Annotated in this window: 22 protein-coding genes, 1 other RNA gene and 1 pseudogene; 15 read left to right on the top strand and 9 right to left on the bottom strand. The window is 37.5% G+C overall.

Translation table 11 applies throughout. The features are described from left to right. Nucleotides 1–149 precede the first annotated feature (149 nt). On the top strand, nt 150–1505 hold the full coding sequence (locus NMK36_RS07135) for an NCS2 family permease (protein ID WP_254173411.1): 1356 nt from the start codon (nt 150–152) through the stop codon (nt 1503–1505). 90 nt (nt 1506–1595) lie between these two features. On the opposite strand, the gene NMK36_RS07130 is transcribed toward NMK36_RS07135, so the two are convergent. Next, nucleotides 1596–2192, bottom strand: coding sequence for a CPBP family intramembrane glutamic endopeptidase (locus tag NMK36_RS07130; protein WP_072717067.1), 597 nt, complete (start codon nt 2190–2192; stop codon nt 1596–1598). 12 nt (nt 2193–2204) lie between these two features. Then, the gene (locus NMK36_RS07125) at nt 2205–3371 is read right to left on the bottom strand and encodes a DUF3326 domain-containing protein (protein ID WP_367400303.1); all 1167 of its coding nucleotides are present in this window, start codon (nt 3369–3371) and stop codon (nt 2205–2207) included. A gap of 134 nt (nt 3372–3505) precedes the next feature. On the opposite strand from NMK36_RS07125, the gene ffs reads away from it, so the two are divergent. The 4 genes from ffs (at nt 3506) to NMK36_RS07105 (ending at nt 6102) form a co-directional block, all read left to right on the top strand. Next, nucleotides 3506–3602, top strand: an RNA gene (gene ffs, locus NMK36_RS07120) — signal recognition particle sRNA small type. A gap of 58 nt (nt 3603–3660) precedes the next feature. Next, nucleotides 3661–4020 carry a phasin family protein gene (locus NMK36_RS07115; protein WP_072717068.1) on the top strand — a complete coding sequence of 120 codons (360 nt, stop codon included), beginning with the start codon at nt 3661–3663 and terminating at the stop codon, nt 4018–4020. Nucleotides 4021–4158: 138 nt separating this feature from the next. Further along, nucleotides 4159–4587: a hypothetical protein gene (locus tag NMK36_RS07110; protein WP_072717069.1), complete on the top strand. Its 429-nt coding sequence runs from the start codon at nt 4159–4161 to the stop codon at nt 4585–4587. Nucleotides 4588–4731: 144 nt separating this feature from the next. Then, entirely contained in the window at nt 4732–6102 is a 1371-nt protein-coding gene (locus NMK36_RS07105) for a DNA phosphorothioation system restriction enzyme (RefSeq protein WP_254173410.1), read from the top strand. A gap of 13 nt (nt 6103–6115) precedes the next feature. Here the strand turns inward: NMK36_RS07105 and NMK36_RS07100 are convergent, their stop codons facing one another. Then, entirely contained in the window at nt 6116–6637 is a 522-nt protein-coding gene (locus NMK36_RS07100; RefSeq protein ID WP_254173409.1) for a GNAT family N-acetyltransferase, read from the bottom strand. Then, a complete protein-coding gene (locus NMK36_RS07095) occupies nt 6628–6960 on the bottom strand; it encodes a DUF1778 domain-containing protein (RefSeq protein ID WP_254173408.1) in 333 nt (110 codons plus the stop codon). Before NMK36_RS07095 ends, NMK36_RS07100 begins: the two co-directional genes overlap by 10 nt. Nucleotides 6961–7184: 224 nt before the next feature. Between NMK36_RS07095 and NMK36_RS07090 the strand changes: the two genes are divergently transcribed. Together NMK36_RS07090 and NMK36_RS07085 are read left to right on the top strand one after the other, a co-directional pair. Further along, nucleotides 7185–7424, top strand: coding sequence for a hypothetical protein (locus tag NMK36_RS07090; protein ID WP_193867872.1), 240 nt, complete (start codon nt 7185–7187; stop codon nt 7422–7424). Further along, the gene (locus NMK36_RS07085) at nt 7421–9487 is read left to right on the top strand and encodes an AAA family ATPase (RefSeq protein ID WP_254173407.1); all 2067 of its coding nucleotides are present in this window, start codon (nt 7421–7423) and stop codon (nt 9485–9487) included. The genes NMK36_RS07090 and NMK36_RS07085 overlap by 4 nt, the downstream gene beginning before the upstream one ends. 157 nt (nt 9488–9644) lie before the next feature. On the opposite strand, the gene NMK36_RS07080 is transcribed toward NMK36_RS07085, so the two are convergent. Continuing rightward, nucleotides 9645–10676, bottom strand: a complete 1032-nt coding sequence (locus NMK36_RS07080; RefSeq protein ID WP_254173406.1) for a M48 family metalloprotease — start codon at nt 10674–10676, stop codon at nt 9645–9647. Nucleotides 10677–10869: 193 nt separating this feature from the next. Between NMK36_RS07080 and NMK36_RS07075 the strand changes: the two genes are divergently transcribed. The 3 genes from NMK36_RS07075 (at nt 10870) to NMK36_RS07065 (ending at nt 15868) form a co-directional block, all read left to right on the top strand. Beyond that, on the top strand, nt 10870–13896 hold the full coding sequence (locus NMK36_RS07075; RefSeq protein WP_254173405.1) for a plasmid replication protein, CyRepA1 family: 3027 nt from the start codon (nt 10870–10872) through the stop codon (nt 13894–13896). 214 nt (nt 13897–14110) lie between these two features. Further along, a complete protein-coding gene (locus NMK36_RS07070; RefSeq protein ID WP_072717074.1) occupies nt 14111–15292 on the top strand; it encodes a 5-(carboxyamino)imidazole ribonucleotide synthase in 1182 nt (393 codons plus the stop codon). A 114-nt stretch (nt 15293–15406) separates the two neighbouring features. Continuing rightward, on the top strand, nt 15407–15868 hold the full coding sequence (locus NMK36_RS07065) for an NC domain-containing protein (RefSeq protein WP_254173404.1): 462 nt from the start codon (nt 15407–15409) through the stop codon (nt 15866–15868). 175 nt (nt 15869–16043) lie between these two features. Here NMK36_RS07065 and hypE read toward each other — a convergent pair whose 3' ends face one another. Then, nucleotides 16044–17090 (bottom strand): hydrogenase expression/formation protein HypE, encoded by a 1047-nt coding sequence (gene hypE, locus NMK36_RS07060; RefSeq protein WP_254173403.1) that lies wholly within the window; start codon nt 17088–17090, stop codon nt 16044–16046. 57 nt (nt 17091–17147) lie between these two features. Here hypE and NMK36_RS07055 point away from each other — a divergent pair, with 57 nt between their 5' ends. From NMK36_RS07055 to NMK36_RS07045, 3 genes are all read left to right on the top strand, one after another. Further along, a complete protein-coding gene (locus NMK36_RS07055) occupies nt 17148–17648 on the top strand; it encodes a hypothetical protein (protein WP_072717077.1) in 501 nt (166 codons plus the stop codon). Between the two features lie 59 nt (nt 17649–17707). Next, nucleotides 17708–18157, top strand: a complete 450-nt coding sequence (locus NMK36_RS07050) for a hypothetical protein (protein WP_245824138.1) — start codon at nt 17708–17710, stop codon at nt 18155–18157. A gap of 139 nt (nt 18158–18296) precedes the next feature. Then, nucleotides 18297–20102 carry a DnaJ domain-containing protein gene (locus tag NMK36_RS07045; RefSeq protein WP_254173402.1) on the top strand — a complete coding sequence of 602 codons (1806 nt, stop codon included), beginning with the start codon at nt 18297–18299 and terminating at the stop codon, nt 20100–20102. A 96-nt stretch (nt 20103–20198) separates the two neighbouring features. On the opposite strand, the gene NMK36_RS07040 is transcribed toward NMK36_RS07045, so the two are convergent. After that, nucleotides 20199–21263 carry a hypothetical protein gene (locus NMK36_RS07040; RefSeq protein WP_254173401.1) on the bottom strand — a complete coding sequence of 355 codons (1065 nt, stop codon included), beginning with the start codon at nt 21261–21263 and terminating at the stop codon, nt 20199–20201. 168 nt (nt 21264–21431) lie between these two features. Between NMK36_RS07040 and NMK36_RS07035 the strand changes: the two genes are divergently transcribed. Together NMK36_RS07035 and NMK36_RS07030 are read left to right on the top strand one after the other, a co-directional pair. Further along, nucleotides 21432–21680, top strand: coding sequence for a helix-turn-helix domain-containing protein (locus tag NMK36_RS07035; protein ID WP_072717294.1), 249 nt, complete (start codon nt 21432–21434; stop codon nt 21678–21680). Further along, a complete protein-coding gene (locus NMK36_RS07030) occupies nt 21677–22420 on the top strand; it encodes a restriction endonuclease (RefSeq protein WP_072717079.1) in 744 nt (247 codons plus the stop codon). Before NMK36_RS07035 ends, NMK36_RS07030 begins: the two co-directional genes overlap by 4 nt. Here the strand turns inward: NMK36_RS07030 and NMK36_RS07025 are convergent. Further along, nucleotides 22374–23573: a DNA cytosine methyltransferase gene (locus NMK36_RS07025; RefSeq protein ID WP_072717080.1), complete on the bottom strand. Its 1200-nt coding sequence runs from the start codon at nt 23571–23573 to the stop codon at nt 22374–22376. The two genes, NMK36_RS07030 and NMK36_RS07025, sit on opposite strands and share 47 nt — an antisense overlap. 196 nt (nt 23574–23769) lie before the next feature. Beyond that, a pseudogene (locus tag NMK36_RS07020) lies at nt 23770–24150 on the bottom strand (EAL domain-containing protein); the annotation flags it as partial. Nucleotides 24151–24171: the final 21 nt, after the last annotated feature.

Here is a 24171-nt window from a genome sequence, read left to right as displayed (position 1 = left end):
TTTACCCCCTCTTTTTTTATGATTAAGGGAACAGGGAACAGGGAACAGGGAAAATACTTCTGGCTGTTTTATGTCCGGTTTAAATTATGACCCTCTATTTAAAATTGTTATAGATTTTATAGAAATTTTATTGATAGCTCGGAGATATTATGAATTCTAATTCTAGTTTAGATGCAATTGCTCGTTTTTTTAACTTTCAAGAACTCCAGACTAATTTTAGGATTGAAATTTTAGCCGGAGTCACAACTTTTGTGACCATGGCTTATATTTTAGTCGTTAATCCTGCTATTTTATCTAATGCTATTTTTCTCCAAACCTCCGGGGATTTATTCGGAGAGTTAGTCATCGCAACGGCTTTGGCTTCTGCTTTAGCAACGTTAGTTATGGGGTTATATGCTAAATATCCCTTTGCATTAGCACCCGGAATGGGATTAAACGCCTATTTTGCCTTTTCGGTGGTGTTAGGATTAAGTATTCCTTGGCGAGTTGCCTTAGCTGCTATTTTAATTGAAGGCTTAATTTTTATTGCCTTAACTCTGAGTCGATTTAGAACTCAAATGATCACTGCTATTCCTGAAGGCATTAAACACGCCGTCGCCGCCGGAATTGGTTTATTTATTGCCTATATTGCTTTAACAGGTGCAAAAATTATTGTCACGGATGCAGCCACAACTACAACATTAGGAAACTTAAACGACCCGACTGTATTAATTACAATTGCTGGAATTTTGATAACAGCGGCTTTAATGGCTCGTCGAGTTACGGGAGCTTTATTATTAGGAATTTTAGCCACAGCCGGGTTAGGATGGATTTTAGGAATCGCCCCCTGGCCTAAAGGAATTATCGGTTTACCTCAATTACCCGTTGATTTATTCGGTCAAGGAATTATGGGGTTAAAAGAAGTCTTACAAGTGAATTTTTTACAGATTTTTACAGTTACTTTTGTCTTTTTCTTTGTGGATTTATTTGATACGGTGGGAACCCTAACGGGATTAGGAATGAAAGCAGGTTATATTAACGAACAGGGAGAATTTCCGCGTGTTACAGAAGCCTTTATGGCGGATGCGGTGGGAACAACAACGGGGGCAATTTTTGGCACTTCTACGGTAACAACTTATATTGAATCTGCATCGGGAATTTCTGAAGGCGGAAGAAGTGGATTAACGGCTGTGGTTGTAGCTATATTATTCACAATTTCAATATTTTTTATTCCCCTATTATCCGCAATTCCCAGTTTTGCAACAGCACCGACTTTAATTATTGTGGGGGTGTTAATGATGGGAAGTGTGCGATATATTCATTGGGATGATCCCGCAGAATCAATTCCGGCATTTTTAACAATTTTTATAATGCCCTTAAGTTATTCAATTGCAGACGGTTTAGGAGTTGGTTTAATTACTTATCCCATAATGAAAGCCTTTCAAGGGAAGTTCCATGAAACTAATATTGCCATGTGGGTTTTAGCGGTTATTTTTATGTTAAAGTTTGTTTTTGTGGGGAAATAAGCAGGGGATATGAGGTTAAAGTTTTATCTGTCACAATTTCAACCAAATACTTAAACCCCAAACTGATAACTGATAACTGATAACTGATTTTCAAGATTTCTCCCCAATATATTTTAATTTCCATAAACAACCCGACATAAAATTAGTGAAAATATGGGCAATAATCGGAACCAATAAATTACCAGTTGCGATCGCACTATACCCTAACAAAAACCCGACAATGATTGCCCAAATGACATAGGGCCATTGTTGAGAACCGCTAAAATGGAGAACCCCAAAAGCAATACTTGAAACCACTAAAGCCAGGGGCGTTAATCCTAAATCCGATAACATTACCCCTCGGAATAATAATTCCTCACTGAGTCCGGGTAATAAACCTAACCAAATTAAATCCGGCCATAATAAAGGACTGAGGACTAATTTTAAATAAGTATTCGCACTGCGACTATAAGCCGGCCAGATGCGATACATGACAAAACTGGCAATTGTAATGATTAACCCGACACCTAAACCCCACCCTAAACTAAGTCCAGAAAAAGTCACAGGTAAAAGGGTCACATGACTCAAATGTAACCAAGCTTTAGCGATCGCTAATAAGACAATAGCCGTTCCCCCCATCGCCACTAAAACTTGAGTTCGGGTTAAGGGTTCGAGTTCAAAATTGTTCGGTGTTTGTTGTTCTACCACAAGCTATAAAAATTAAGAGTATTTCAGTTCGTTTAGGGATAATAAATGGGGACGCAAGGCATTCGGATCAACTCCCGCTTTATGCGCCACTAAAATTCCTAAAGCCTCTAAATAAGAGTTTACCTGCACGGCTTGAATTCCTAACCGTTCTGGGGTGACTTGCATTCGGGTTTTATTTTCCCCAACGGTAATAATTTGAGTAGAGACGCGCCATGGCGCGTCTCTTGGTGCGTTTCTTGGCGCGTCTCTTGGTGCGTTTCTTGGCGCGTCTCTTGGTGCGTTTCTTGGTGCGTTTCTTGGTGCGTTTCTTGGCACATCTCTACGGCTCAAACTCAGGATAGCAGACCCTCCACAGGCCGTTGCAGGAACCACCACCGCATCCACTTGATCCGCCCAAATTGTCCCAGAAGTAGCAGAAGTTACGAACTGGGGTGCCCGACTCAACCCCACTAATACACAGGGGAGAAAGGTATATCCCAGTTCCTCCGCCGCCGAACGAGGAGATAACTCAGGATCAAGGGGAAGGGGAGAAAGGGCTGGAGCATGGGCACAGGGAATTTGAAAGGTGCGGACAATTAAATGGCTGATCACCGCTTCTGCTCCCGCCAAGGGATCAACGCCCTGTCCATGACGATAAGCTTCTAAAACACTACTATTTTCAGCTTCAGGAAAACGGGCGACAACAGCAATGGCCTCGGCTTTGGCTTCTGTAATTAACCGTTCTGCGGCTCGTAATAAACTGTCCGGGTTGCCAATAGTTCCCCAGGAAGCCCCGGACTCAGAGGTTCTCAGTTCCACGTTTAGGGGCGCATCGGTAATTACATAGTCTGTTAAGCTTAAGCCTAACGTTGCTCTAGCTGCGTCAGCCACTTGTAAATGTCTGAGCCGTAATTCCGGTTCAATGGCTTGATCTAAAAGTAACCCAACTCGGTTTTGATGAACCGTTTGGAGTCCCCACGTTCCCGCCGCAAATTGATCTAAAGCATACCCTTCTACATACAAAGTATTGGACATAGGCCAATACAGTTGAGCACCATTGAGAACGTTGGGATGGGTAATTAAAGTATCTGCAACTTGAGCGATCGCCCTCGCAACGGGTAAACCATCCCCTGCATACCCTCCAATGGCCGCACCGATGCCTGTTGGGATGATTAAAATAACGGTATAAGGACGAGGCATGATCAGATGTTGTAGGGTTTAGGATGTTGGGTATGTCGAAACCTATTTTAAGGGATTAACAATCGCTGTGTTACCGACAAACTTTATTCAGGGTATTGGGTTGCAGAATGAAAAATTGTGTTATAATAGTCAATGACCTGGACTTATGCGATTAGAACGCCCAAACCTTGTCAGAACCGGAAGGTGGCAGCAATACGGGATGCTTCTGATAGGCGTAAACTCCGGGTCACTTTTTTTACACCGAAAAATCTGTAATCGGTGATACTTGTTTTAGGAAGTTGGAGTGGTTATGCCGGGTTTCGGAGATCTTTTCCAAAAAGCCGTTTACTTGGGGGTGGGTTTAGCCTCCTATGCTGGCGAAAAAGCCAGTAAAACCCTAGCAGAATTACGCACGGATGCCCAGAAATTAGCCGATGAACTCGTGAAACGGGGCGAAATGACGACAGAAGAAGCCCGTCGTTTTGTGGAAGATACCATTCAGCAAGTTCAACAACCGCCGACTGAACCTCCGCTTTCATCTCCTAAGTCTGAACCCCGTCGCATTGAAATTGTAGATGATGAGGAACCCACTCCCGTCGATGAAGGGGTGGAAAAGTTAAGAAAACAGGTGCAAGATTTACAAGACGAATTGCGACGCTTACAGCAATAGTCAAGGGATAATCAAGCTCACCCCGATACAAAAAATTATACTAAATGGTTAATTCATTCGCGCTATACTAGAAAGATAGTATAGCGATTTTTTGCTGTATTTTATAAAATTTATTCAGACAACTGGTTAATCAGTCTCATGGAAGAGTGGTCAAAAAGTATTGTAGAAGCACTAGAAGCAGTCGTTTCAGACATGGAGAAATTTTTTGCAGACGTGACTGAAGAAGTTAACGAAATGTTTAACGAACTCACCAAGATCTCGGAAGAAATTACCGATGAGGTACAAAATAAAATTCTTCCTGAACTTGATGAATGTATGAATGATATCTTTGAACCCATTCTCGATATTTATTTTGATCTCGATTCAGGTCTGGATTTAGGTTTAGATCATGAGGGAGAACATTTTGATCCCTTTGTCACTTATGTTCAACCCACAGAAACAGAACAACCCGCCTGTCGAGGATGCAAACATTATCACGGACAAGTTTATGGGGGAAATTTATTAGTTTGTGGAATGCACCCAACGGGAGCCGAAGGAGAAACTTGTTCTGATTGGGAAGGCGAATAGGGAATTTAGTTAATAAATTAACCGTTAATTATTAACTCTTACACTGTTAACTGATAACTGATAACTGATAACTGATAACTGATAACTGATGACTGATAACTGATGACTGATGACTGATGACTGATAACTGATGACTGATAACTGATGACTGATAACTGTATTCCTCAAATTCCACCTTCATTGCATCTACGAGCCTATCAAAAGCAAGCGGTCAATAACTGGTTTGCTAATCGGGGACGGGGAACGTTAAAAATGGCAACGGGAAGCGGTAAAACCATTACAGCGTTAGCGATCGCCACAGAATTATATCAGAAAATTGGTTTACAAGCATTAATTATTATTTGTCCCTATCGCCATTTAGTAACTCAATGGGCAAAAGAGGCAGAAAAATTTAATTTAAACCCGATTTTAGCCTTTGAAAGTGTCAGGTATTGGCAAAAACAATTATCGACTGAATTATATCAATTAAGAGCCGGATATCAAGCATTTTTAACGGTTATTACAACTAATTCTACCTTAATTTCCGAAGGATTTCAATCTCAACTACGTTACTTTCCCGAAAAAACGTTAATGGTAGGAGATGAAGCCCATAATTTAGGAAGTCCTCGCTTAGGGGAAAGTTTACCGCGAAATATTGGCTTAAGATTAGCCCTTTCAGCTACTCCTGAACGGCATTTTGATGAAAGTGGAACCGATGCAATTTTAAACTATTTTGGGCCTGTTTTACAACCGGAATTAACCTTAGCAGAAGCCATTCGTCAAGGCGCATTAGTTCGCTATTTATATTATCCGATTTTAGTCGAATTAACAGAAGCAGAAAGTCGAGCCTATCATCGATTAACGACGCGCATCGGTTGGGCGTTAATGGAGGATGAGAAAAACTGGGAAAATAATGAAACCGTTACAGCTTTATTAATTCAAAGATCTCGATTAATTGCATCAGCAAGCAATAAATTAGATGCGTTACGTCAGTTAATGAAAACACGATTAAATACAACTCATACTTTATTTTATTGTGGAGATGGAAGCATAGAAACCTTAGAGGATTATTCCCCACGACAATTAGAAGCAACGGTGGAATTATTGGGGTCAGAATTGGGTTATCGGGTGAATACTTATACCGCAGAAACCCCTTTAATTGAACGGGAAAAATTACGTCAACAATTTGAACGAGGGGAATTACAAGGATTAGTAGCAATTCGATGTTTAGATGAAGGGGTTGATATTCCCGCGATTCAAAATGCCGTGATTTTAGCGAGTAGTTGTAATCCTCGACAATTTATTCAACGACGGGGAAGAATTTTAAGACCCCATCCAGGGAAAGAACGAGCAACGTTATTTGATATGATTGTTTTACCCCCAGATTTAGATCGAAATACCTTAGAAGTTGAACGCAATTTATTAAGAAAAGAGTTAAAACGGTTTTTAGAATTTGCCAATTTAGCCGATAATGCAGGAGAGGCGAGATTAAAATTACTTCAGTTACAAAAGCGATATGGATTATTAGATTTATAGTTACCACTGGCTTTCACCCTAACCCAAGTGAAATAATGGCATCACTAACTTTTACCATCAGTATCATCGGATCGCTCTCTAAGGCAGCAAACCCATACTTCTGATAAAAGAGCTTTGCCTCTTCCGAGATAGCATGGACAAGAATTGCTCGTATTCCCGCAATTTCAGCCGCTTGTAGCGTGCGAAGAATCGCATCTCGTAGCATAGCACGCCCGATACCTTGGTTTTGCCACTGGCGATCAACGGCCAATCTTCCGATAATCATAACCGGAATTGGATCGGGCATATTACGCCGAACTCCTCCTGTAGCAATATTTCGAGCTACTGCGCCGTTGGCAAGACAGTAGTACGCAACGACGACTTCACCCACACAAAGAACATAAGTGCGGGAAGCCCCTTCTAACTCATTTTTCCAAGCACGACGCTTGAGCCAGTCATCTAACTGACTGTTACCCGAATCAAAGTTATCAATTTGATGTGACGGATTTAGTTTTTCAGGAGGGCTGAGTTTGTCTCGATCTCGATCTAATCCCACGGCGATTTAGTGGTTAACAATGCTTTTAATTTCTCATTTTGCAGAGGTGGTGCATCTAACAGATCCACGAATTTCTGAAATTTACCCTCATCTAACTCAAAAAAACAGCGACTTAAAATCACATCTTGGGCTTTTTGGTAAGCTGTTTGAAGCATGAACTCTGATCGGCTTTTGCCTTGTATTTTAGCAGCTTGATCGATAAAATCCCGTTGACTCTGCTTGGCTCGGATATTGATCGTCACCTCGCGGGTCTGGCTGACTGACTGTTGAGCTTCTGACCCATACATAGCTGCTACCTCTGTGAGAGCTAAACTCAATTGCAAATTTTTTTCTTTATTCTAGATTAACAGCTTTGTATACACATTGTCAACAGGTTTTTGATCTCTAATGGTTATTAGGTGACAAGCTCGATATTTTATCTTACAACAACCAAAGATAAATTTTTGTTAAGACTAATCAACTCTTATCGTTTAAAACTCAGTGTTGTCGCGCTCTTTTGTCGATTTCAGATTAAAATGATCACAATTGCCATTTTACGCCCCTTAAAATGTTTAAATATTCTGAAAGTATTATTACCACTATTGCTAATGTTTTCTCTGAAAAAAAGTCTACCTACGGGGATAACATTAATCCTAAAGAAGCTCAAGACCCGATTACCAATGCTTCCCCGGAAGTTCGAGAAATTATTGAACGGGTTTTACAAGCCGAACGAGATAAATTATATATGAAAAATCCGCGTAATATTAATGATGATATTCTCAAAATTATTAAGGATGTGGTGCAATGAGATTAATTTCAATTCAACTCTGCAATTTTCGGCAATTCTATGGAAAAACCCCAGAAATTATTTTGGGTTATGGAGAGAGAAATACAACGGTGATTCATGGCAATAATGGAGCCGGAAAAACCACATTAATGAATGCGTTTACTTGGGTTCTTTATGAAAAGTTTAGTGCCGCCTTTGCCATTTCTGAACATTTAGTGAATAAACGAGCATTAAATGAATCTGAACCCGGAAAAGGGGTGGGATGTTGGGTAGAATTAATCTTTGAACATGATCATAAACGATATTTAGTCAAACGGATTTGTCGAGCTTATAAAAATGGCAGTGAGATTGAACAAACAGCCAGTCAATTATATATGCAAGTGGCGGGAGATGATGGACGCTGGGGAATGCCGCCTCACCCTCCAGAGGAAATTATTAATCGAATTTTACCGTTAAGTTTACATCAATATTTCTTTTTTGATGGAGAGAGAATTGAGCAGATTGTTAGAGATGAACGTAAAGTAGAAATTGCGGATGCAACAAAAGAGTTATTAGGAGTTGAAGTTTTAAATCGAGCCATTAAACATTTAGGGGAAGCCAAGAAATCCTTAGAAACGGATTTAGGAATGATTGGAAATCCTGAAACCAAAAAATATTTACATGAAAAGAAAAAAGCGGAACAGGAAATTGAACGTTTGTTGCAAAGACAGACTGAAATTACCCAAGAGTTAGACCACCAAAAGCTGGTCAAATCAACCTTGAGTGAGAGATTAATGGAGTTAAGTGGTGCGGCTGAATTACAACAATTACGGAATGAATTAGACCTAAAAAAACAATTACTCCGAGAACAACTCCATCAAGGTCATGTCGCTATTAATCGAGGAATTTCAACCAAAGGCTATACGGTTTTAATTCCTGAATTAACAGCAGAATTTAGAACAATATTTTCCGAAATGCGAGAACGGGGGGAGTTGAATACCGGAATTACCAAACAGTTTTTGCAGAGTTTATTAGAAGAAAAAAAATGTATTTGTGGGGCTGAATTAATTCCTGGAAATACGGGATGTGGACAAGTTGAACATTGGTTAAATCAAGCGGGAACGGCTGATATTGATGAAACAGCAATTCGGTTAAGTAGCCAAGTTGATGAATTAGATAAACAAGCCACTGAATTTTGGGACGAAATTAATCGCCAACAACTGAATATTCAAACTTATCGAGAAGAATTACAACGGATTGAAAATGAACTCGATAGCATTACCAATAAACTGAGAAAGTTTCCTGATGAGAATATTCAAGAGTTACAAAAACGGTTAGATGAAATTGAACTCAAAATTAGTGAGTTAAATCGAGAAACAGGTTCAAATCAACAACAAATTGAGAATTTTAAAGCAACGGTTGAGAGTTTGTCTCGACAAGTTGATAAACAACAAATGAATGAAATTAAACAAGTATTAATGCAGCGAAGAATTGCAGCAACTCAGGATGCAATCTTACGTTTAACTCAAGTCAAAGACCGTTTAGACCAACAATTTCGCTGTCAGTTAGAAAAGCGAGTGCAAAAATTATTTAGTCAAATTTCTTTTACGCCTTATTTACCCAAATTAACGGAAAAATATGAATTAAAATTAGTGGAGACTACCGCCGGAGAGGAAGCAGAAGTCGCGGCTTCAACGGGGGAAAATCAGATTTTAAGTTTATCGTTTATTGGGGGAATTATTGATGGGGTGAGAGAATGGAGTCAAAAAAATACCTTAATGGGCCCTGATAGTAGTACCTTTCCCATTGTTATGGACTCGCCTTTTGGCAGTTTAGATGAAATTTATCGGCGACAAATTGCGAATATTATTCCACAATTAGCGAATCAATTAATTGTTTTAGTCACAAAAACCCAATGGCGGGGGGAAGTAGCGGAAGAGATGGAAAAACGCATTGGACGCGAGTATATTCTATCCTACAATTCTCCTAAACTTGATTGTGAGGAAGATTGGATAGAATTAGGCGGAAAGCGTTATCCGTTAGTCCATCAAAGTTCCAATGAGTTTGAATATACGGAAATTTTAGAAGTGGAATATGATTTTTAAAGGAATAAAAAATACTCAACAGGAGTTAGGAATATGGTAAAATTTAATCTCAATTTAAAGTTACCCAACAGTTCTGATTTACCTTATTCCTTATTCCTTATTTCCTATTCCCTGTTCCCTGTTCCCTGTTCCCTGTTAAGCTGTTCCCTACTAGGAATTACTGACTAAAACGGCGGTCAATATCATCCGCAGCAGAACCCCCTCGACGGGAATTAATTCTTAAAGATTGACCATCTTTTGAAAGGTCATAAGTCAGGGGTTGAGTCGATTTAATTAAGCTTTCGCCTTCTTGCGCTAACGTTGCAGGAGGATATTGATTCATTAACGCTCTAAGCTGTTCAATTCGCTTAGGAATAGCCGGATGAGTGGTATCAAATTCAGCACCAGATGTGCGTCCTAAAACATCCATCACTCGAATACATCCTTCTGCATCAAACCCCGCTTTAGCAATATATTGATAGCCAACTTCATCGGCTTCAAATTCTTGTTTACGATTATTTTCAGCAAGTTTTTGTTCTAATTCTGTGGTTTTTTCTTGCACAATTTCTTTCACCCGTTCTTCTGCTTGCGCTAAACGTTGACGACTCGCACCTTGTAACGCACTATTTCCCACGTTTCCCACCGTCCGACCCCAACCGCCTAAAAAACCTCCCACAGTTTGTAAAACAGCCCCTCCAATTGAAGTTCCCGTTGCATCAGATTTAGCATCTTGAATTTCAGCTAAAACTTGTTGTTCGGCTTCTTTTTGAATGCGTTCTTTTAAAGCCGCTTCTTGGGCTGGCCCTAAAGCAATATGACGTTTAACATGATGTGCCATTTCATGACCAATGACACAAGCAATGGCAGAAGAATCTCCCGCTAATTGATCTAAAATACCTGTATAAATGGCAATTAAATTAACTTCTGTTGCAAAGGCATTAATATTATATTCATCCACAATTCCAACCCGCCAAGGCGTATTATCTAAACCATTAGCTCTGGCAATTCTATCAACAACCCGATAAATGACATAAACATCTTCTGAGAGTTCTTCTTTCGCTTGCTTATAAAACTCATCATTGGATGGATTTTGAGCCATTAAAACGGTTTCAGGATTCAATAATTCCGCTAAAAGAGGTGTAGGGAAAAACAGGGTACTTAAACAGGTGAGAATGGCTAATTTTTGAGTAGATTGCAACAACGGAAACATAACCGCACCTCGGTTGACAAAACGACCAATTTTCGTAGGTTCAACTCTAACACTTCTGTTTGCTTTTGTCTAGGGAAAATTATACTTATTTTTTTACAGGAATTAAATTGACGTCAAAACGTTTACAAAATTTTATACTCAAGCTTTCATCCTAGGGTTACGCTTAAAAATCCGCAGTTGCAATGAGAGAGAAATGGACTATTTAACAGAGTGGACAGAAAGTGGCGTTGACGAAGAACTCACCCAACTTAACGTAATTCCTCTGGATGGGTATCGTCCGTTAGATTATCTTCTCTATGCTGATACCCTTCCGCGATTAAATACAGGCCGTTTATCAGAACCTATTCTTAACCGTTATAAACATCTTTATGATGGAGGTTGGTGGTGTTCTGGGATTGATATTTTGACTGGAAACCCGGATTTATGGGGATGTTTTAAACCGATTAAGCCTCGCTTAACCTCAGATCAAAGTAAATGTATTAAATATGAACATCCTCCCCATACACCAACGGGGATTTTTGCATTAAGAATTTCTCAAACAATCTGGGCAAGAATTGCTGAAAAATATAACGTTAAAATCAATCCTGATGATCTCCAACCCCATCAACCGGATTTAGGATTCTGGCGTTGGGTAATTTGTCATCCTGAACTACCTTTATGTATTACCGAAGGAGCCAAAAAAGCCGGAGCATTACTAACAGCCGGATATATTGCGATTGCCCTTCCTGGGATTCATAGTGGTTACCGAGTTCCTCGTGATCAATATGGAAATAGAATTGCTAAACCTGCTTTAATTCAGCAGTTGCAGCAGTTTGTGAATAAAAATCGGAAGATTTATATGGTCTTTGATCAAGATACTAAACCTAAAACCATTAAAGCCGTTAATTCAGCTATTCAGCAAACGGGATATTTATTAACACAGGCAGGATGTTCAGTTTATATTATCAATTGGAATCCTCAGTTAGGTAAAGGGGTTGATGACTTAATTGCAGAACAAGGACAAACAGTATTTGAGCAGGCATATCAAACGGCAACTCCTTTAGAAACCTGGAAAGCATTTTCTTATAATCGCTTAAATTATTCCCCCAATATTGACCTCAATAGTCGCTATTTATCCGATATAAAAATACATCAAAATGCTAAACTAATCGCCATCAAATCTCCTAAAGGAACCGGAAAAACAAAAATATTAGAAACCCTAGTTCAAGAGGCACTTGAAAAAAAACAATGGGTTTTAGTGATTGGTCATCGAATTCGACTCATTGAAGCGTTATGTCAACGGTTTGGATTACAATACATGAAATCTGCCGTTGAAACTCCTAATTCTGCTTTTGGGTATGGATTATGTATTGATTCATTACATCCTAATTCTAGCATTAAATTTGAAGCCAGAGACTGGTCAAATGGACTGGTTATTTTAGATGAAGTTGAACAAGTATTATGGCATGGATTAAACTCAGAAACCTGCCAAAATTATCGAGTTTCTATTCTAAAATCATTCAAAACTCTCCTGCAAAATGTCTTGGGAGGAGGCGGTCAAGTTGTGATTTCCGATGCCGATTTAAGCGATACCTCTATTGATTATTTAACCGCCTTATCCGGTATTCATCTGCAACCTTTTGTGATTCAAAATCAGTGGCAACCTTCACCCGATGAAGCGTGGACAGTTTATAACTATTTAGGGAATACCCCTGACCAACTGGTGAAAGACTTAGAACAACATATTGCCGAAGGAGGGAAACCTTTTGTTTGTTTATCTGCCCAAAAATTAGCGAGTCAATGGGGAACTCGTACCCTAGAAACCTATTTAAAAACTCAATTTCCAGATCGTTCTATCTTGAGAATAGATTCCGAATCTTTAGCTGATCCTACTCATCCTGCTTATGGTTCAATTGCTAACTTCAATCAACAGCTAATATCCTATGATATTGTGTTAGCTTCTCCTTCCATTGAAACGGGAGTTAGTATTGATATTCAAAATCATTTTACCTCAGTTTGGGGAATCTTTCAAGGCATTCAAGCGGAAAATTCTGTCCGTCAAGCATTGGGACGAATTCGAGAGAATATTCCCCGATTTATTTGGATGGCAAACCGAGGATTTAATCAGGTGGGAAATGGTGCAACTTCTATGAGTTCTTTACTCGGTAGTGGACAACGATTAACTCGCTTAAATATTCGGCTGTTGCAACAATCAGATTTTGCAGGATTAGATGATTTAGGAATAGGATTTCAATCTGAATCTTTAGTCTGTTGGGCAAAAATGGCAGTGCGATTTAATGCAGGAATGGATCATTATCGAGAAACGATTTTAACAGCGTTAGCAGGAGAAGGTCATCAAATTATTGAGGTTCCAGAAGCCAAGAAAACACCCAAAAATGCCATTAAATCAACGCAAAAATTTAAACCAAAGAACTCAGAACGTCCGACCCTCAATGAACTCATTTTAGCGGTTAAGGATCAGAATTACCAAGCGGAAAATTTAGCGGTGATTCATGCTACTGATTTAAGTGATTGTCAGTATTATTTTTTTCAAAGAAAATTATCAAAAACTCCAGAAGAACGTCGCGCAATCCGTAAATATGAGTTAAAATTACGCTATGGGGTTGCTGTTACATCAGATTTAATTGCTAAAGATGATCAAGGATGGTATGAACAACTCAGAATTCATTATTTCTTAACCGTAGGTCGTCCTTATTTAATGGGTCGAGATGCGTTAATTGCAAGACGGTTAATGGAACAAGGACAAGGCAATATTTTTGCCCCGGATTTTAATCGCTCCCAGCTAGGTGCTATGATTGGAATCATGGAATTATTAGGGATTCCGGCTTTACTTAAAAATCAAGAACGGGATTTAAAAAATACTGATGCTGACTTACAAACCATTACTGAAATTGCCCTTAAAGATCGAAGTGCTATTAAAACGATTACAGGAATTGGACTCGCTAAAAATTCAAGTCCTATTACCATTTTACGCCGATTTTTAGATAAAATTGGTTATCGTCTAACCTGTGTTCGCTGCCAAAGTGAAGGGAAAAAACGAGTCAGGGTTTATCGGGTTATAGACCCCCAAGATAACCGAGAACAAATCTTCCAACATTGGTTAAAATTAGAAGGTCAATATCCTTGCCAATTAGACACAACCATTCCTGAAAATAATTTCATTTCAACTCCTTTTCAATTCACCCCAGACTATATCCAACTTTCTCTATTCAACTCCTAGTTAATCCAGAAACCGGGTTTTTGCTCACAATTTTGTTAACTATCCCCAATTTTCTGATAAAAACCTGGTTTCTTTTAGGCGTGGGATAGGTAAAATTCAAAAACCGGGTTTTTGCTCAAAATCTTGTTAACTATCCTCAATCTTCCGATAAAAACCCGGTTTCTTTTAAGCGACAAATCAGTTAAAATAAATAAAGTTGAGATTATTTCCCAAAATGAACACCCTATCAACTCCTACAATTCAACCCCAAACCCTGACAAAAATTGGTGTAATTGGAGGGGGACAACTCGCTTGGATGATGGGAATGGAAGCCGCATCTTTAGGGGTTTCTTTATTTGTTCAAACCCCCCACAGCACTGACCCAGCAGTTCCTTTCTCCTCCGAAACCATTTTAGCTGCTATTGATGACCCGACAGCCACCGCAAAATTAGCAAAATATTGTGATGTTATTACTTTTGAGAATGAATTTGTTGATTTAAACGCTTTATCTAAACTGGAAGAACAGGGGGTTTGTTTTCGTCCTCGCTTACAAGCTTTATCCTTATTATTAGATAAATATGATCAATTAAGTTATTTAGAAAAAATAGGTTTACCCGTTCCTGCATTTCAACTCTTAACCCCTGAAAATGGTAAAATAATTAATCATAATCTGGGTTATCCTGTGGTTTTAAAAGCTTGCCGTTATGGATACGATGGACAGGGAACCTTTATTATTAAAAATGCGGAGGAACTCTCTAAAACCTGGGCAAAATTTAACTATCCTCCCATGTTATTACAACAATTTGTCCCCTTTGAACGGGAATTAGCGGTTATTGCAGCGCGTTCTGTTACAGGAGATGTGGCAGTTTATCCGATAGTAGAAACGGTGCAGAAAAATCAAGTTTGTCATCGAGTTATTGCTCCAGCTAATATTAATAAAAGTATAGCAGAACAAGCAGAAACAATTGCAACAACGTTATTGAATAGTTTACAAGTGATTGGGCTATTTGGAATCGAATTATTTTTAACATCCGAAGGGGAAATCTTAGTGAATGAAATTGCACCTCGCACCCATAATTCCGGTCATTTTAGTTTAGATGCTTGTGAAACTTCCCAATTTAAACAACATTTAAGGGCGGTCAGTGGTTTACCATTAGGTAATACCGCGTTAAACTGTAGTGGGGCTGTAATGGTGAATTTATTAGGCTTTGAAACCGCTAATTGTGACTATTTAGAAAAACGCAAAAAAATCGCAGAAATTCCTAATACTTTTATTCGTTGGTATGGTAAAACAGAATCTCGCCCCGGTCGAAAATTAGGTCATGTAACCGTATTAATTCAGACAGAAAACAAGGAAAATATAGAAGAAAAAGCGAATAAAATAGCTGATGAAATCGAATCAATTTGGTACTCGTAGGGTGCGTAAATTCCGCGCACACACCACAACCCCATCATTCCTGGAAAAAGCTAGTCTATAAATGACTTTTCATGATATGTTATTAATTATAAGGGATATTTGCACTCAGTACACATGGCTACTTCTATTTATTATATTCCTATTGAGGAATCATTAGGAATTGCTAAACATTATTTTATTTCCTCCGATGGAACCTTTGAAAATTCAATCGGTTGGGGGCCTAATGGTGTTGAATATAAAGGCAAAGCCACAGAATTAACCCCTGAACAGGAACAACGGATTTTAGACTATCCTCAACGATTTGTAGAGTATAATATTCATCGGAATAATTGTGAAATGTTTGCTTGGTATGTGATGACAGGTCAAAAATATTCAGGACAAATTAAAGACAAAATTCATACAGCTATTGGAGCTTTAGCCGTTTCTTTTATTCAACCTGTTTTAACTGTCCGCAGTTATGAAAGTTATCAGTTAAAGCACGCTATTGTTAACAAGTTAAATCAAGATTTAGAAAGTGCTAAAAAAGAAATGCTGAAACAACAGCAAAAACAGCGTGATGAATTTTGGCGAAAATGAGATGCAAGCCAATTGTAGATAAAGTAGTGCGACTATCTCGGTTACTAATATTCCTGGATTAAGTGTGATTAAGTGCGTACCCAGAGCTTACGAACCCTACAAATTTAAGCAACTTGGCAAAAATTACCTAAATTTTTCTGATGGGGTAAAGGTTTACCTTCAGCTTGATAACTCTCTAACAAATTCGAGGTAACTGTTCTCCACTTAACATATCAATAATCCGTTTTGCTCCGATTGTACTTTCCATTGTAACTAAAGAGGTTGACGTTTGTTTAACGTAACCAATTAAACTTGCTTCTGGAATTTTTGCTTGTAAAATCGATAAAGTTTTTTCAATATCTTTTTCAGGGACAAATACCGCAAACCGCCCTTCATTGGCAACATAAAGGGGGTCAAATCCTAAAATTTCACAAGCTCCTTTAACTTCTTCTAAGACCGGAATTGCTCTTTCTTTTATTTCAATTTCAACATGAGCACCGATGGCAATTTCATTCAACGTACTCGCTAAACCACCCCGTGTTAAATCTCGTAAACAGTGAATTTCTATTCCCGCCTCTAATAACTCTAAAACCACATCCGCCACAGGTGCAGAATCACTTTCTATTGTTGTTTCAAACTCTAATCCTTCCCGCACTGCCATAATTGCAATCCCATGTCGCCCCAAATCTCCATTAATAATTACAGCATCTCCCGGTTGAACCGATAGAGGATTAATAGTTAAATGATGTTCAATAATCCCGATACCCGATGTATTAATAAAAATCCCATCTCCCTTGCCTTTATCAACAACTTTAGTATCTCCAGTGACAATTTTAACCTGAGCATTCTCGGCTGCTTTTTTCATCGATAGAATAATTTCCCATAGAGTTTGAATGGGTAAACCTTCTTCTAAAATAAAACCCACACTTAAATATAAAGGACGAGCACCCGCCATTGCTAAATCATTAACCGTTCCATGAACAGCCATTGAACCAATATCTCCCCCTGGAAAAAATAGAGGATTAACGACGTATGAATCCGTTGTAAAAGCAATTTTATTGCCACTGAATCGCAAAGTAGCTGCATCATGTTCCACTTGATTTGAATCACCAAAAGTGGGTAAAAACATCTGGTCAATTAATTGACGCATGAGTTTACCCCCACCGCCATGAGCGAGTAAAATATAAGGATATTGTTGCAGGGGGATTGGACAGGTTAAACTAAAGTCTTGATTAGATGTCATAGATAGGTTATTGATAGAATAAAGATGAATTTATAAGAGAATTTTAGGAAGGGGCAGATGAAACAGTTATCCCCTAAGCTTTATAAAGTTTGGCTTTATCTCATCCTTTTAATTCTGGGCTATATTTTAGCCGGATGGCTATTAACTGCATTTCAGGTTTCCATCTGGGTTTGGGTGATAACCTTAGCCATTATCCTCTATTTAGCCAAAACAGGTTCCGAGGGTATTGTATTAGGAAGTGCTGGGGTCATGGGAATTATATTTTTTGGTGTTATTTTCCGAGTATGGCCCAAAAATTGGCCAATAACGATTTGGTTGCAAGATATTCCCGTTGGATCAGGGACTCGACCTAAACTGATTATGCTTTGGCCTCTAACCTATATTTTACTGTGGTTATTCGCTATTTTACTCGTTCTAGGATTAGCATTTGCCCATAAACCCTTAAAATTTTTAGGCTTAAATCCACAACAATGTTTTTATTGTTTAACTTTGTTATCTGGGTTGTCTTTAGGAATAGGTGTGTTAATCTTTAAAAATAGCTTATTCAATTTTATTTAGAAGAGCTATACCTAAGTAACATCCGTACAAATTCCGTATAAATTCGGATATAACACCGTATGAAATCTTCGGCTATTCACAAAGAACCTATTGATAAATTACCTTATCATGCCAAAACACCCGAACATTATATCCAACAAATTGAACCTAGTATTTTATCAAGTTTTACTCCAGAGCAATTAAATGAAATTAAAATAATATTAAATCATGCAATTCCTAAAAATTCTCCTAAAATTGTAGATTTAAGATTGAACGTTGACTTAATTCTTTCTCGATTTTATGTTGTTTTATTAGTGGGGAAAGAACGCCGAAAAGTTCAACGCCATTACGTTACACGGGGCCTCACAAAAGTGGGGAATTTCGTGGCTGCTATTATTTTATTAATTACTTTAAACTTAATGATTACTGTTTTGATCTGTTTATTGCTGTATTTAATTAAATCAGCAATTGGAATTGATTTTTTTCACCAAAGTCATTTAATTGATAAAATCAAGGAATTTTTATACTGATGTAGCTTTAAAAAAGCTACCTATTCCTCTTTTATCAATAAGGGGAATGAGTGAGATGATCAATTTTAGCAAGACCTAAATAGTTAGCTTAACAGTGGACGCTAATCTTGTACAAACGATATCTAGTTCGGAAAAATTCATGAAAAGCTATTATGATTTTTCTCAAAAATCAACTCCTGGTACAACATTTGTTACCGTTGGTGCAGCAACTGGGGCAGGAATTTATAGCACGATTGGTGGTGTGGGACTGGTGGGAAGTTTTGGGGGAATTGGGTTAGGAATGATGCCCTTAATGGGTGTGGGGGCGGTGGCGGGTGCTGCAACTTATGGCGCATTTAGAGCTATTAATCAAGGGGATTCTATTGCTTGGGGTACAGTAGGATTAGGGGCAATTTCCGGCATAGGAATTTCTTCCGTTGTGGGAGGAATGGGGTTAGGTTTTGCGGGGACAGGCGTAGGAATTGGCATGGGAACATTAGGAGTTTTTGGCGGCATTGTTGGGTTAGGATTATATGGAATTGCCCAATTAATTGATGCTGCCGGAAGCGGAGAAACAGCGTTTCAAGCCTTTGACCGGATGGAAGAACGGATTTTAGATCAGGAATTTTATACCACCGCGTTATTAGAAGTATTGGAACTTATTCCTGAATTTCAAGAAGAAAAATTAAAACAAAAATTCGATAATTTAGAATTAGAGGATGAATTAAAACAGCTTAAACAAAAGATTCAAGATACCCAGAAATCATCTTTTCAAAAAAATAAAGAAAAACCTACTATTGAAAATTACAGTCTTGTTATTTATCCCCAATCACCTGATTTAATGTGGATAGAAACACAGCGTTTAGCCGGACATCAAAATTCAATTCATGCGGTGGCTTTTAGTCCTGATAGTCAAACTTTGATCAGTGCCAGTGATGATCGTAATATTCACATTTGGGATGTTAATACAGTTAAGAAAAAATATACTTGGTTTATGCCTTATGAGATGTATTCAGTTGCCATTAGTCCTAGTTCAGAAGTCGTTGCCACCGGAAGTGTTAATGGTCGAATTACCCTCTGGAATTTTCAGACTCGACAACTGAATCGAACTTTATTGGATCTGAATCTTCCTGAAAAAAATATGGGAATTATTACGTCCCTCGTATTTAGTCCCGATCATCAAATTTTAATCAGTGGAAGTAGCGATAAAACCGTTAGACTTTGGTATTTTAAAACCGGACAATCTAAACGAATTTTGAACGGACATACTGATGGAGTTTGGTCTGTTGCTATCTGTTCTAAGAGTGAATTTGTAGCCAGTGGGAGTGCTGATAAAACTATTAGAATTTGGAATATCAAAACCTATGAAAATCCTATTGTTTTAACCGGACATTCTAACTGGGTGACTTCTGTTTTATTCAGTCCTGATGATAAAGTCTTAATCAGTGCGAGTGCTGACAATACAATTAAAGTCTGGGATCTTAAAACCTATCAATTAATTCGGACATTAACCGGACATTCTGCCGCTATTTTTTCTATAGCTTTGAGTCCCAATGGCAAAATTTTGGCGAGTGGAAGTGTTGATCAAACGGTTAAATTATGGAATTGGAAAACAGGAGAATTATTGCAAACGCTCTCCGGTTGTTCTCCCGTTGCCTTTAGTCCCGATGGTCAACGATTAGTTAGTGGGAGTCAAAAGGGGATTTTACAACTGTGGTATCAACAATTAAGTCTACCAGAATTAATCGCATCTGAACATTATCAAAATTGGTGGCAAGTATTAAGAGTTCATCCCAAGGCAACACCGAATCAAGTGAAAAAAGCCTATTATCAATTAGCCAAACAATATCATCCTGATTATAACATCAAATCTGAAGCGATCGCTGTTATGCAAAGAATTAATCACGCCTATGAGACTTTTTTAAATGAATGGAGTCAACAGGTGCGATCGCCATCAATAAAATGATCAATTTAACAAATATAAAGATTAGTAACTCAATCAAAAAAACAAGAATAATTATAATTTTTTAATAAAGTTAGTTGTGTACTATTACAATATAATTTAGATATTTCGCAATTTTATTTCGAGTGACTGATTATTCATGTTGCTTGTTAATCGCTCTTGATAAAGATACATAAGATCGTTAATAGCTACTTCTTTAACTTCTATTGAATTAATTAATTTAATCTGTCTAGTTGTTCCTCTAGTAATAATCCAAACTTGTTTATGATGATTATAAAATTCTTCTGTTGTTCTTCCAGATAATTCAATACTACCTTGTTTCAGTTTATTACAATAATTATTTATTTGTTCAATTTTACTGTTTTCTATATTCTGGAAATCAAGAGTACAATCATAAATAACTGCTAAATTTCCAATTTTGAAAAAACCATCAGCTTTTCCTGCTTGTCTTTCTCCTGTAAAATTATATACTGTCTCTATTCCCAATAACTTGAGTAAATAATAAGCATATTCTTCAAATTGTTTCCAGTTATTTGTTGTGATAATTTTATCAAAAAATCTCGGTGATAAATCTGAATCTAATTGTATTTGTTTATTCTGGTTATCCTTGTTAATATCTGAAATTTTATTGGGAATTAAATTATTATTTAAACTAAAAGCAATTAACTTATTCATAACTCTCTGAAATTCAAGCATTTCATCCTTAAAAATACGCATTTTGGTACTAATAAATTCATTTTCTAACTTTTTTCTTTGTGCTATTACAATATATTTAGTACCATTTTTTGATTCCTTAACCTCAAAGAAATAGTAATGGGAACTGCTAAAATATTTTTCTTCTAAAAAAATTAGATTGTTTGGCGATAAATTAGATTCTATTTGATTATTATGATAATTGTTATCGGTTTCAGTAACAGAAGTGTCATTTAAAGAAAAATTAATTAGCTTATTCAAAATCCTTTGAAATTCAAGCATTTCATTTTCAAAAATACGCATTTTGGTACTAACAAATTTATTTTCTACCTTTTTTCGTTGATCGATAATAATATACTTAGAACCATTTTTTGCTTCTTTGACTTCAAAAAAATAATGATGTGAACCGCTCAAATATCTTTCTGTTAAAATAACATTCCTCTTTTCAGAAGAAAACCTATTTTCTGTCATGTTTTTTATCTCTTTATATTAGCTGAGTTATTAAATATAATATCAATAAAGGCAACATGGAATCAAAGGGTGCGATCGCCATCTGTAAAACCCTAATGAGTTAGCCTTTGCTCAAAATGTGACTGATCGTCCGTAGACTGATCGTCTATGAAAGGGGATCATAATTTTATGGAACAGTCTAAAACACAAGTTTTAAAGGCTTTAGGAAGTTTGATTAGACAATATCGAATGTCTATCAGAATTTCTCAAGAGGAGTTAGGGTTACGTTCTCACCTAGATCGAACCTATATATCTGGACTAGAACGGGGTGTAAGAAACCCTTCTTTAACAGTTCTAGTTTCTCTTGCTAGTGGTTTGAATATTACTGTTTCAGAACTGCTTGAGAACTTAGAAACAGAGATGAGGAATGTGGAGTGAACCCAGAATCAGCAGAAAGTTTAAAATCTAAACTTAAATCAGGTTCATCACAGTCTAAAGTTTTCGATTTATTATCTGATCAAAAGTGGCATTGTCGCAACTGTGAAGGGAAAAAAGTTGCTTCTAATCAATATGCTGGAGGTGGGGGAATTCAAGGTTTAGAACGAGGAAATAGAAGTGGTCGTCCAGGGTTAGTGATTGAAACCAAGCGAGAAATTTGTCAAGTTTGCCAAAAAATTACTATTTGGGATCGATGGACGGGAGAAACCAGAGAAGCAAATGCTTCTGCTAATCTTCCTCCTAAATTAGTCAAAAGAATTTTAGAGATTTACAATTATATAGACGTGATTGAAAATCGGCAACGGTTGCCTCATGAGTTAGTTATTGATCATCGTTTTCCGATGGAACGTTGGGGTAAAAGTGAACCGAATCATGATGTTAATATGAGTGAAACTGAAATTAGGAATAAATTTCAACTCCTCAAAAAAGATAGTTCTGGGAATCATAATCTTTTAAAGTCGAGAAGTTGCGAGAAATGTATTGAAACAGGAAACCGAGGAACACCATTAGGACTCGAATTTTGGTATTTTGGGAATGAGAAATGGCCGGATAATATTCCTCAATCGGGTTCAGAAGCCGAGGAAGGATGCGTCGGTTGTGGATGGTATAATTTTGAGGCTTGGCGAACTGCTCTTAATGCAACTCTAAAGCAAGTTGAATCTCAGAATTTTTTGGAATAGTTGATAACTCTTTCTCTTTCCCTAAACTAATACTATCTAAATAAGGAATGAGAGCATATCCAATACATTCTGCTAAACGGGGAGGAACTGCATTTCCAATTTGCCACATGGCTTTTTTCATCGTTCCTGCAAAGATAAAAGAATCAGGAAATGTTTGTAATCTAGCCATTTCACGCGCAGAAATCACTCGATTAAGATAAGGGTGAATATGAGTTCCACCGTGATTTTCTTTTATGGTCATACTGGGTTTACCTGAATATTGACGTTTGAACGCATCAAGATAAGTTTCATAGAGAGAACCTCCGGGGGGAACTTGTGCAATTCGCTGCATATATTCAGGAGAATGGCGAGTCCATTCATGATTAATTTCAGGAATAGGTGTATACTCAGGAAGATCAGAAATAGCGGATTCAATCGGTTGATATTGTTCGGGTAAAAGTTGAGGTTTGGGATAAGGGTTTTGGAGTCCAAATCGATTGGCAATAAATATCGCTCTAGGTCGAATTTGAGGGACTCCATAGGCAGCAGATTCAAGAATAACAACTGAAATATTTGAGTAACCTATGGCTTGAAATTGTTCAAATACTTCCTGTTTAATTTTTCCATTTTTCAGAGTTAGAATACCCGGTACATTTTCCATCACAACGTACCAAGGCAGAATTTCTGAAACAACACGAATAAACTGTTTAAATAAGTTATTTCTGGGATCATCAGGGTTTCGTTTTCCAGCAACAGAAAATCCTTGACAGGGAGGGCCACCCACAACAAGATGAATCGGGGGGAAATGCAATTTTTCCAAAGATTTTCTGGGATTGAATTCATGAATATCACCACAAAAATGATTACAACTTGGAAAATTATTTTGATGAGTTGCTGAAGCAATGGAATTAATTTCAATACTAGCTACAGGATTAAATTTTGCTTGGACTAAACCTTGAGTAAATCCCCCTGCACCACAAAAAAGATCGATAAAGTTATAGTTAAATGAGGATACAGACTGATTGTCAATATCAATAAAAACTTGATAGGGATCACGTTGAGTTGTTAATAGTTGCTGTTGAAGTTTTTCATAGCGACCTGATTTTGCTTTTTTTTGTTTTTTAGGAGTAGATTCTGTTTGTGTAGTGGGAAATAAAGATAACTGTAAATCCATTTAAACAAGCCTATTATCAATTAACAAAAAATATTATCCTAATTATAACATTAAATCAGAAGTGATCGCTGTTATGCAAAGAATTAATCACGCCTATGAGACTTTTTTAAATGAATGGAATCAAAGGGTGTGATCGCCATCTGTAAAACGGACAATTTAACCCAATAGAGTCTGTGAATTGAGTGAACTGAACCGTTTAGATTTTGAGTAAAACGCTTGAATCTTGGCGATGAAATTTCTCAGCCATTGAAGATTTATTTAATAAGCGTTCGGCTTCTTGAGGGTTGAGAGGTTTGGAGAAATAATAGCCTTGACCATATTGACATTCCAGGGATTTTAACTGATATAATTGTTCTTGGGATTCAATACCCTCTGCGATCGCATCCATCCCTAAACTATGGGCTAAAGCCACAATGACTTTAACCAATTCACGTTTATTTTCATCTAAGAACATTTGACTAACAAAAGAACGATCTATTTTTAAAACATCCACTGGAAATTGATGTAAATATCCCAAGGAACAATATCCGGTTCCAAAATCATCAATACAGAGTTTAATTTCTCGATGTTTGAGTTCATTTAAAGTAAGCTGTTGTGT

Source organism: Planktothrix pseudagardhii (genome assembly GCF_904830925.1).
Lineage (GTDB): Bacteria > Cyanobacteriota > Cyanobacteriia > Cyanobacteriales > Microcoleaceae > Planktothrix > Planktothrix tepida.
The sequence above is the reverse complement of the archived record's forward strand: the minus strand, read 5'-3'. Positions and strand labels throughout refer to the sequence as shown.

Bases quoted from the DNA above. Each gene is read 5' to 3' on its own strand.
- NMK36_RS07110 (WP_072717069.1), top strand. From the start codon at position 4,159: ATGGAAGAGTGGTCAAAAAGTATTGTAGAAGCACTAGAAGCAGTCGTT.
- NMK36_RS07050 (WP_245824138.1), top strand. From the start codon at position 17,708: ATGAAATCTTCGGCTATTCACAAAGAACCTATTGATAAATTACCTTAT.
- NMK36_RS07025 (WP_072717080.1), bottom strand. From the start codon at position 23,573: ATGGATTTACAGTTATCTTTATTTCCCACTACACAAACAGAATCTACT.
- NMK36_RS07045 (WP_254173402.1), top strand. From the start codon at position 18,297: ATGAAAAGCTATTATGATTTTTCTCAAAAATCAACTCCTGGTACAACA.
- NMK36_RS07055 (WP_072717077.1), top strand. From the start codon at position 17,148: ATGAAACAGTTATCCCCTAAGCTTTATAAAGTTTGGCTTTATCTCATC.
- NMK36_RS07115 (WP_072717068.1), top strand. From the start codon at position 3,661: ATGCCGGGTTTCGGAGATCTTTTCCAAAAAGCCGTTTACTTGGGGGTG.
- NMK36_RS07070 (WP_072717074.1), top strand. From the start codon at position 14,111: ATGAACACCCTATCAACTCCTACAATTCAACCCCAAACCCTGACAAAA.
- NMK36_RS07135 (WP_254173411.1), top strand. From the start codon at position 150: ATGAATTCTAATTCTAGTTTAGATGCAATTGCTCGTTTTTTTAACTTT.
- NMK36_RS07035 (WP_072717294.1), top strand. From the start codon at position 21,432: ATGGAACAGTCTAAAACACAAGTTTTAAAGGCTTTAGGAAGTTTGATT.
- hypE (WP_254173403.1), bottom strand. From the start codon at position 17,090: ATGACATCTAATCAAGACTTTAGTTTAACCTGTCCAATCCCCCTGCAA.
- NMK36_RS07085 (WP_254173407.1), top strand. From the start codon at position 7,421: ATGAGATTAATTTCAATTCAACTCTGCAATTTTCGGCAATTCTATGGA.
- NMK36_RS07090 (WP_193867872.1), top strand. From the start codon at position 7,185: ATGTTTAAATATTCTGAAAGTATTATTACCACTATTGCTAATGTTTTC.
- NMK36_RS07075 (WP_254173405.1), top strand. From the start codon at position 10,870: ATGGACTATTTAACAGAGTGGACAGAAAGTGGCGTTGACGAAGAACTC.
- NMK36_RS07065 (WP_254173404.1), top strand. From the start codon at position 15,407: ATGGCTACTTCTATTTATTATATTCCTATTGAGGAATCATTAGGAATT.
- NMK36_RS07125 (WP_367400303.1), bottom strand. From the start codon at position 3,371: ATGCCTCGTCCTTATACCGTTATTTTAATCATCCCAACAGGCATCGGT.
- NMK36_RS07040 (WP_254173401.1), bottom strand. From the start codon at position 21,263: ATGACAGAAAATAGGTTTTCTTCTGAAAAGAGGAATGTTATTTTAACA.
- NMK36_RS07105 (WP_254173410.1), top strand. From the start codon at position 4,732: ATGACTGATAACTGTATTCCTCAAATTCCACCTTCATTGCATCTACGA.
- NMK36_RS07080 (WP_254173406.1), bottom strand. From the start codon at position 10,676: ATGTTTCCGTTGTTGCAATCTACTCAAAAATTAGCCATTCTCACCTGT.